6 protein-coding genes are annotated in these 6542 nt (G+C 71.3%); 4 read left to right on the plus strand and 2 right to left on the minus strand.

Annotated elements, in window-relative coordinates; genetic code table 11:
* Both AC2VNT_RS14955 and AC2VNT_RS14960 read left to right on the plus strand, forming a co-directional pair.
* The coding region (locus AC2VNT_RS14955) for a PPW family C-terminal domain-containing PPE protein (RefSeq protein ID WP_486947603.1) at positions 1-1018 on the plus strand (1018 nt) is incomplete at its 5' end.
* A 345-nt stretch (positions 1019-1363) separates the two neighbouring features.
* On the plus strand, positions 1364-2929 hold the full coding sequence (locus AC2VNT_RS14960; RefSeq protein WP_486947604.1) for an Hsp70 family protein: 1566 nt from the start codon (positions 1364-1366) through the stop codon (positions 2927-2929).
* A 64-nt stretch (positions 2930-2993) separates the two neighbouring features.
* Here the strand turns inward: AC2VNT_RS14960 and AC2VNT_RS14965 are convergent, their stop codons facing one another.
* Both AC2VNT_RS14965 and AC2VNT_RS14970 read right to left on the minus strand, forming a co-directional pair.
* Positions 2994-3632 carry an MBL fold metallo-hydrolase gene (locus tag AC2VNT_RS14965; protein WP_486947605.1) on the minus strand — a complete coding sequence of 213 codons (639 nt, stop codon included), beginning with the start codon at positions 3630-3632 and terminating at the stop codon, positions 2994-2996.
* Positions 3629-4723, minus strand: coding sequence for an S-(hydroxymethyl)mycothiol dehydrogenase (locus AC2VNT_RS14970; protein WP_486947606.1), 1095 nt, complete (start codon positions 4721-4723; stop codon positions 3629-3631). Before AC2VNT_RS14970 ends, AC2VNT_RS14965 begins: the two co-directional genes overlap by 4 nt.
* 56 nt (positions 4724-4779) lie before the next feature.
* Between AC2VNT_RS14970 and AC2VNT_RS14975 the strand changes: the two genes are divergently transcribed.
* Entirely contained in the window at positions 4780-5856 is a 1077-nt protein-coding gene (locus AC2VNT_RS14975; RefSeq protein WP_486947607.1) for a class I SAM-dependent methyltransferase, read from the plus strand.
* Positions 5857-5858: 2 nt separating this feature from the next.
* Positions 5859-6542 (plus strand): serine hydrolase domain-containing protein (locus AC2VNT_RS14980; RefSeq protein ID WP_486947608.1); only part of this gene is annotated, 684 nt, incomplete at its 3' end.

Raw genomic sequence — 6542 nt, forward strand, 5'->3', positions numbered from 1 at the left:
GGCCGCGCAATCCGGCGCTCACCTCGACAACGCCGACGCGTTAGCCGCCCAGCAACTCGCCGGCGCCGCAGCGAAAACCAGTTCGTCGTGGCAACACCAGCTGGGGCAGTTGATCTATGACTGGAACATGAACATCGTCGCGCCTTTGGAGAATGCGCTGTTCTACCACGGCCACATGCCTAACCCGATGCCGCTCGTCCACGAACTCACGCCACTGTTCGAGCATATCCCCGGAATCGGACCGTACCTGGCCGGCGAATTCGCCTGGTTCGTCTACCACAATTCGCTGCTCCTTCTTCCGCTTGTCGCGGAGGCCGTCGCGGAGGCCCCCGCATTGGCGATAGCCGCCGCCCCCGCGGGGACGGCAGGGCTGGCCGGCCTGGCCGCCGCCGCGCCCGCGGCGACCGTCGTCGCACCCTGGGCCCCCGCCGATCCCGCGCCCCCCCTGTTGCCGGCCGTCGGCTCGGCCCCGGCCACGGCGGTTGCCACAGCCTCGTCGATGTCACCGGCGGCCGCGCCCTCGCCGCCGGCGAGTGCTATGACCAGTTCGCCGCCGACGACACCTCCGGCGCCGCCGCCCGCCCCCGGACCGGGTTTCCCTCCGCCCTTCCTGGTAGGTCCTCCAGGAGCCGGGATCGACTCGAACATGCCTGCCGGTTCCAGCGCCAGGAGCCAATCCCCCAGACCGGGTGCTTCTACGCCGGATACGACCGTCTCGGTGCGGGACCGGGTTCGGCGGCGACGGGCCAAGAGGCGCAGCCACGGCGATGAGTTCATGGAGATGAACATCGAGGTCGCCCCGGACTGGCGAGTTCCGCAGCGTGAGCAGCCGATCGCCTCGACGGTGGCCGCCAACCAGAGGGCCGGGCCGCTGGGGTTTGCCGGCACGGCGCAGAAGGACAAGACGGTCGGGCCGGCCTCGGGTTTGACCACGCTCGCCAGTCACCCGTTCGGCGGGAGCCCGACGGCGCCGATGGTACCGGGCAGCTGGACTCCTTGTGGTCCGCTACCTGGGTGATCCAGTGACGGTGTGACGATGGCGCGGATTTGCGGCCGCCACCGGGCGCGGGCGTGGTTTGACGGCCGGGATGGCCCGCCGCTGTTAGGGTGGCCGCCCCGCTGACGGCGAAGGCAAGGGGGTGGCAGGTTCTCACCGCCGCACGGGCTTAGTCGGCTGGCCTGCGCAGCTGGTCGTCGAGATCCTGCCATTGGCGCGCGCGCCCGCCGTCTCTAACCGAATTTTCTTCATTTGTGGATGGTTGGGCTACCTTCGCGGTGGCTAAATACCGGGATACGGCCGCGCCTGCCGATACATTGGACTCGCCGACCGGGCAAGCAGCCCGCTACACGGGATGGGACGAACATGGCGGATGGCACGACAGCGGCGATCGGGCTGTCGGTCGGCGCCACCGCCTTGGCGGCGGTCACCGCGGAGCACACCGTTACCCGGCGCCCGGTGCTCACCCGGTACGACGCCCACCCGCCGCGGATCGGGACCGCCGCGGAGAACCCGGATGCCCCGGACATCGACGAGCCGGGCGTGGTGTTCGCCGACTTCGTCGACCGGGTCGGCGACCCGGAACCGGTTCCGGGCAGTGACGGGTCCACGCAGGCTGCCGAAGGGCTGCTCGGCGAGACGCTGCACGCGCTGGCCTACCTGTCGACCCGCGGATATCCGCTGCCGCCGGCGGTGGCGGTGGCCCATCCGGCGCACTGGCCGCCCGAAGCGGTGGATGGCCTGCGGGCCGGGTTGGCCGAGATCCCCGACTGGTCGCAGCACCCGGTGTCGGTGGTCTCCGATGTCACCGCGGCGCTGACCGCGCTGCAGGCCAGCCCGGGTCTGCCGGCCGGCGGGATCATCCTGGTCTGTGACCTGGGTGGCAGCGGCTCCAGCATCACCCTGGTCGACGCCGGCAACGGGTATCGACCGATCGGCGCGACGGTACGCCATGCCGCGCTCTCCGGTGAGTTGATCGACCAAGCGCTGCTGAACTACGTGGTGGACGACCTGACCGCCAGCGGGTCGCTGAACGGGACGTTGGCGATCGGCTCGTTGAACCGGCTGCGCAACCAATGCCGTGACGCCAAGGAACAGCTGTCGACCAACACCGTGACCGAGCTGCCCGTCGACCTCCCCGGGTACCACGGCGAGGTCTGGCTGACCCGCGCAGAGCTCGACGGGGTGATCCACGGACCGCTCGGCGGGTTCATCACCGCGGTAGAGGAGACGTTGCAGCACAATCAAGTCCCGGTGTCCGACCTGTCGGCGGTGGTGACGGTCGGGGGCGGCGCCAACGCTCCGGCGGTCACCACCGGGCTGGGAGAGCACTTCGGTGTCACCGTCATCAGCTCGCCGCGACCGGAGCTGGCCGCAGCGGTCGGCGCCGCGCTGGGCGCCACGCATGCTCCCGGTGTGCCGCCCGCGGCGGCGCCGTGGCCGCCGGTGTCGGCCGCTCCGGTCCCCGCTGCTCCCGCGGCTGCGGGTCCGCCGCCGGTGCCGTCCGACGCGATGTCGGCTCCGCCGGGATGGCCGGTCGACCTGGGGGCCTCGCCGGGTACGGCTGCCGCCGGGGTGATCCCGCCGCCGCCGTCGTGGCCAGCCGAACGCGAGCCGTTCCCGGGCTCACGCGCCCCGGAGCGCGCGTCCTGGCGTCGGGGGCCGTTGGCGGTGATCCTGGTGTGCGCCGTGGCGGTGCTGATCGCCGGTGTGCTTGCGGTCGTCGTCCTGCGGCACGCGGCCAGCACCGGACCCGGGACGATGCCGGCGACCACCGAGACCAGCACCTCTCAGGCGCCCGCTCCGCCTCCGCTTGCTCCACCGTCGTTGAGCCAGCACCCGGTCTTCCCCGAGGTCCCGGCGATCCCTCCGGTACCGGAGTCGGCGCCGGAGCCCGAACCGGAGATCTCCGAAGCGCCGGCCAGTCCGTAGCGAGGTGGCTTCCGTGGCCTCTGGCCACCCAGTCGGCTCCGTGGCCTCTGGTCACCCAGTCGGCTCAGTGGCCTCTGGCCACCCAGTCGGCGTAGTGCGCCATCTCGTCGCGCACCCGGGTGGTCTCGCCGTGCCCGGTGTAGACCACCGTCTCCGGCGGCAGGGCGCCCAGCCGCTCCGATATCGACGCCAAGATGGTCGGGAAGTCGGAGAAAGAGCGTCCGGTGGCGCCCGGCCCGCCGCAGAACAGGGTGTCGCCACTGATGACGGCGTGCAGGTCGGGCGCGTACCAGCAGACCGAACCGGGGGAGTGGCCGGGGGTGTGCAGGGCGCACAGTTCGGTCCCGGCGACGTGCAGCGTCTGGCCGTCGTTCACCGGGTGAAAGTCGCTGTCCGGGTGCGTCATCCGCCACAGCATGTGGTCGGCGGGATGCAGCAGCACCGGGGCGTCGAAGGTCTGGCCCAGCTCGGGTGCGACGGTGATGTGGTCGTTGTGGCCGTGCGTGCACACCACCGCCACCACCCGGCGACCGCCGACCGCGGCCACGATCGGTTCCGCGGTGTGGGCGGCGTCGAAGACCACCACCTCGGAGCCGGCGCCGACGATCCAGACGGTGTTGTCGACTTCCCAACTGCCGCCGTCGAGTTCGAAGACACCGTGGGTGACCACCCGCTCGATGCCGCTGGTCGCGCCCCCGGTCACAGCATCACCACCGATCGCAGCACCGCGCCGCCGTGCATCTTGGCGAACGCCGACTCGACGTCGCCGGGGCCGATCCGTTCGGAGACGAACCTCTCCAGCGGCAACCGGCCCTGCAGATACAGGCTGATCAGGGTGGGGAAGTCGCGCTCGGGCAGGCAGTCGCCGTACCAGGACGACTTCAGCGATCCGCCGTGCGAGAACAGGTCGATCAGCGGCATCTCCAGTCGCATCTCCGGCGACGGAACACCAACCAGCACAACGGTTCCAGCCAAGTCCCGGGCGTAGAACGCCTGCTTCCAGGTCTCCGGGCGGCCCACCGCGTCGATCACCACGTCGGCACCGAAGCCGTCGGTGAGATCCTGGATGGCCTGCACGACTGCGCCGTCATCGGCCTGGTCGGCCCGGACGGTGTGGGTGGCGCCGAATTCGCGGGCCCAGCCCAGCTTGGTGGCATCGGTGTCGACGGCGATGATCCGCTTGGCGCCGACCAGCCGGGCCCCGGCGATCGCGGCATCGCCGACACCGCCGCAGCCGATCACCGCGACCGTGTCGTCGCGGGTGACCGCACCGGTGTTGATCGCCGCACCCAGCCCGGCCATCACCCCGCAGCCGAGCAGCCCGGCCACCGCCGGATTGGCGCCCGGGTCGACTTTGGTGCACTGCCCGGCGTGCACCAGGGTCTTGTCGGCGAACGCGCCGATGCCCAGCGCCGGGGTGAGCTCGGTGCCGTCGGTCAGCGTCATCGGAGTCGACGCGTTGAAGGTGTCGAAGCAGTACTGCGGCCGGCCGCGTCGGCACGCCCGGCACTGACCGCAGACCGCGCGCCAGTTCAGGATGACGAAGTCGCCGGGGGCCACCGAGGTGACGCCCGGGCCGACGGCCGCCACCGTGCCGGCCGCCTCGTGGCCGAGCAGGAACGGGTAACTGTCGTTGATGCCGCCGTCGCGATACATCAGGTCGGTGTGGCAGACCCCGCAGGCGGTCACGTCGACCACCACGTCGCCCGGACCGGGGTCGGGGATCACCACGTCCACCAGCTCGACCGGTTCGCCTTTGCTCCGGGAGATCACGCCGCGCACTGTCTGGCTCATGCGGGCCAACTTACTAAAGACCGGCGCGTGCCGTAATCAGGCTAACGTTGTCGGCGATGACAGAACTCGACGACGCTCAGACCGAGGAGACCGCCGAAGCCTTCGCCGGCCGGATGATCACCATGATCGACGACGCGGCCGCGACGCTGCTGGTGAGCATCGGGCACCAGACCGGCCTGTTCGAGACGCTGGCCGGCCTGCCGCCGGTCACCAGCGAGGGGTTGGCCACCGCGGCGGGGCTCAACGAGCGCTACGTCCGGGAGTGGCTGGGCGGGATGGTCACCGCCCGCATCGTCGACTACCAGCCGGAGTCGGCCAGCTATGCGCTGCCGCCGCAGCGGGCCGCGGCGCTGACCCGGGTGGCCCAGGAACGCAACCTGGCGGTGATCGCGCAGTACATCCCGATGCTGGCCGAGGTGGAGCAGGGGATCGTCGCATGCTTCCGGCACGGCGGTGGGCTGCCGTACAGCGCGTTCCCACGCTTCCACACGCTGGCTGCCGAGCAGAGTGGGCAGGCCTTCGACGCCGCCCTGGTCGACATGGTGCTGCCGCTGGTCGACGGCCTGCCGGAGTGGCTGCGCCGGGGCGCCGAGGTGGCCGACATCGGCTGCGGCAGCGGCCATGCCGTCAACCTGATGGCGCAGGCGTTTCCGGCCAGCCGGTTCACCGGAATCGACTTCTCCGAGGAGGCGGTGGCTGCCGGGGCGGCCGAGGCCGCGCGGCTGGGCAACTCCAACGCCATCTTCGTGCGCGCGGACCTGAACGAGCTCGACGCCGCGGCGGACTACGACCTGATCACCGCCTTCGACACCATCCACGACCAGGCCCAGCCGACTCTTGTGCTGGCCAACGTCTTTCGCGCGCTGCGTCCCGGCGGGACCTTCCTGATGGCCGATATCAAGGCATCCAGCAACCTGGAGGACAACGTCGGCATCCCGATGACGACGTACATGTACGCCGTTTCGACGATGCACGGCATGACGGTGTCGCTGGCGCTCGACGGCGAGGGGCTGGGCACGGCCTGGGGTGAGCAGCGGGCACGGGCGATGCTCGCCGCGGCCGGCTTCGGTGAGGTGCGGGTCGCCGAGATCGACCGAGACCCGCGCAACTACTACTACATCGGCCGCAAGTGAGCGTGCGCCCGTCGGCGCTCGACGTTCTCGACGACTGGCCGGTGCAGACCGCCGCCGGTGCAGTGATCGGCCCGCACGGCATCCTGGCCGGCCACGGCGACCTTACCCGGCCGTTCTACCTGGCGTCGGTGACCAAGCCGCTGGTGGCGCGGGCGGTGCAGGTGGCCGTCGAGGAGGGGGCGGTCGAGCTGGACACCCCGGCCGGGCCGCCGGGATCCACGGTGCGACACCTGCTGGCGCACGCGTCCGGCCTGGCGCCGCACTCCGAACGCACGCTCGGGAAGCCCGGCACCCGCCGGGTCTACTCCAACTACGGCTTCGGGGTGCTGGCCGAGACGGTGCAGCGGGCGACCGGCATCGAGTTCGGCCGTTACCTGGCCGAGGCGGTCTGCGAACCGCTCGACCTAGCGGCCACCCGGCTCGACGGCGGCGCGGCGGCGGCCGGATTCGGTGGCACCTCGACGGTCGCCGACCTGGCCGTGTTCGCCGCGGACCTGCTGCGGCCGGCGACGGTCTCGGCCGAGCTGCACGCCGAGGCGGTCGCCGTGCAGTTTCCCTGCCTGTACGGGGTGCTGCCCGGATACGGCGTGCAGCGGCCGAACGACTGGGGACTCGGATTCGAGATCCGGGACGGGAAGTCGCCGCACTGGACCGGGGCGTCGAACTCGTCGCGAACCTACGGCCAC

It is taken from the genome of Mycobacterium sp. TH-M15 (assembly GCF_057473705.1).

Coding starts and splice junctions, on each gene's coding strand:
- AC2VNT_RS14960 (WP_486947604.1), top strand. CDS start 1,364: ATGGCGGATGGCACGACAGCGGCGATCGGGCTGTCGGTCGGCGCCACC.
- AC2VNT_RS14970 (WP_486947606.1), bottom strand. CDS start 4,723: ATGAGCCAGACAGTGCGCGGCGTGATCTCCCGGAGCAAAGGCGAACCG.
- AC2VNT_RS14975 (WP_486947607.1), top strand. CDS start 4,780: ATGACAGAACTCGACGACGCTCAGACCGAGGAGACCGCCGAAGCCTTC.